Source organism: Streptomyces sp., from assembly GCF_019510245.1.
Classification (GTDB): Bacteria; Actinomycetota; Actinomycetes; order Streptomycetales; family Streptomycetaceae; genus Streptomyces.
In genome coordinates, this window is sequence record NZ_JAEKKT010000497.1 from 1 (window position 1) to 1,733 (window position 1,733).

Sequence of the window (1,733 nt, forward strand, 5' to 3'; positions counted from 1 at the left end):
CTCACGCTTGTTCGCGTGCATGCGGTAGATCTTGCCGATGCGCTCCTTCTTGCCCTTGACGGAGTTCAGCACGGCGGTGCCGGACTCCAGGCGGCCCGAGTAGACCCGGACGAAGGTGAGCTTGCCGAGGTGCGGGTCGCTCATGATCTTGAACGCCAGCGCGGACAGCGGCTCGTCGTCGGACGGCTTGCGCTTGACGACCTCCTCCGGGTCGTTCACGGCGTGGCCCTCGATGGCCTCGACGTCGAGCGGGGAGGGGAGGTAGCGCACGACCGCGTCGAGCAGGGGCTGAACGCCCTTGTTCTTGAACGCGGTACCGCAGAACACCGGGGTGACGGTGGTGCCGTCGGACTTGCCGGACGCGATGGTGATACGACGGATCGCGGCGTACAGCTGCTCCTCGGAGGGCTCCTCGCCCTCCAGGTACAGCTCCATGATCTCTTCGTCGTTCTCGGCCACGGCCTCGAGCAGCTTGCCGCGGTACTCCTCGGCAGCCTCGGTGTGGGTGGCCGGGATGTCGACGACGTCGTACATCTCGCCCTTGGTGGCCTCGGCGGACCACACGAGCGCCTTCATGCGGACGAGGTCCACGACGCCCTGGAAGTCGGCCTCGGCACCGATCGGGAGCTGCATGACGATCGGCTGAGCGCCGAGGCGGTCAGAGATCATGTCGACGCAGCGGTGGAACTCGGCACCGGTCCGGTCGAGCTTGTTGACGAAGCAGATGCGCGGAACGCCGTAGCGGTCCGCCTGACGCCACACCGTCTCGGACTGCGGCTCGACACCGGCGACGCCGTCGAACACCGTCACGGCACCGTCGAGCACGCGCAGCGAACGCTCCACCTCGACGGTGAAGTCGACGTGGCCCGGGGTGTCGATGATGTTGATGGTGTGGTCGACGTCTTCCAGCGGCCAGTGACAGGTGGTGGCAGCAGAGGTGATCGTGATGCCACGCTCCTGCTCCTGCTCCATCCAGTCCATGGTGGCAGCGCCGTCGTGGACCTCACCGATCTTGTACGACACACCGGTGTAGAACAGGATCCGCTCGGTGGTGGTCGTCTTGCCCGCGTCGATGTGGGCCATGATCCCGATGTTGCGGACCTTGGCCAGGTCAAGTGAAGTGGTAGCCATAAGGCTTCGGTCTTCTCTCGGTCTCGATGGGGGTAGCGACTACCAGCGGTAGTGCGCGAAGGCCTTGTTGGACTCGGCCATCTTGTGCGTGTCCTCGCGCTTCTTGACGGCCGCACCGAGGCCGTTCGAAGCGTCGAGAAGCTCGTTGAGCAGGCGCTCGGTCATGGTCTTCTCGCGACGGGCGCGGGAGTAGCCGACCAGCCAGCGCAGCGCCAGGGTGTTGGCACGGCCGGGCTTGACCTCGACCGGGACCTGGTAGGTGGCGCCACCGACGCGGCGGGACTTGACCTCAAGCGTGGGCTTGATGTTCTCCAGCGCGCGCTTGAGCGTGATGACCGGGTCGTTGCTGGTCTTCTCGCGCAGGCCCTCCATGGCGCCGTACACGATGCGCTCGGCGGTGGAGCGCTTGCCGTTCAGCAGCACCTTGTTGATCAGGGAGGTCACCAGAGGGGAGCCGTAAACCGGGTCGATGATGACCGGGCGCTTCGGGGCGGGGCCCTTACGAGGCATTCTTACTTCTCCTTCTTGGCGCCGTAGCGGCTGCGGGCCTGCTTGCGGTTCTTGACACCCTGGGTGTCGAGCGAGCCGCGGATGATCTTGTA

Annotated in this window: 2 protein-coding genes and 1 pseudogene; all 3 read right to left on the bottom strand. The window is 65.7% G+C overall.

Features of this window, described 5'->3' with window-relative positions; all coding sequences use genetic code 11:
- Positions 1-1,131, bottom strand: a 1,131-nt coding sequence (locus tag JF597_RS54585) for a GTP-binding protein (protein WP_294014584.1), incomplete at its 3' end; no start/stop codon positions are given.
- 39 nt (positions 1,132-1,170) lie between these two features.
- Positions 1,171-1,641 (bottom strand): 30S ribosomal protein S7, encoded by a 471-nt coding sequence (gene rpsG, locus JF597_RS54590; RefSeq protein WP_007384059.1) that lies wholly within the window; start codon positions 1,639-1,641, stop codon positions 1,171-1,173.
- A 2-nt stretch (positions 1,642-1,643) separates the two neighbouring features.
- Positions 1,644-1,733, bottom strand: a pseudogene (locus tag JF597_RS54595) (30S ribosomal protein S12); the annotation flags it as partial.

What these genes read in the sequence shown, in the direction of transcription:
- rpsG (WP_007384059.1), bottom strand. Translation starts at nt 1,641, where the DNA reads ATGCCTCGTAAGGGCCCCGCCCCGAAGCGCCCGGTCATCATCGACCCG.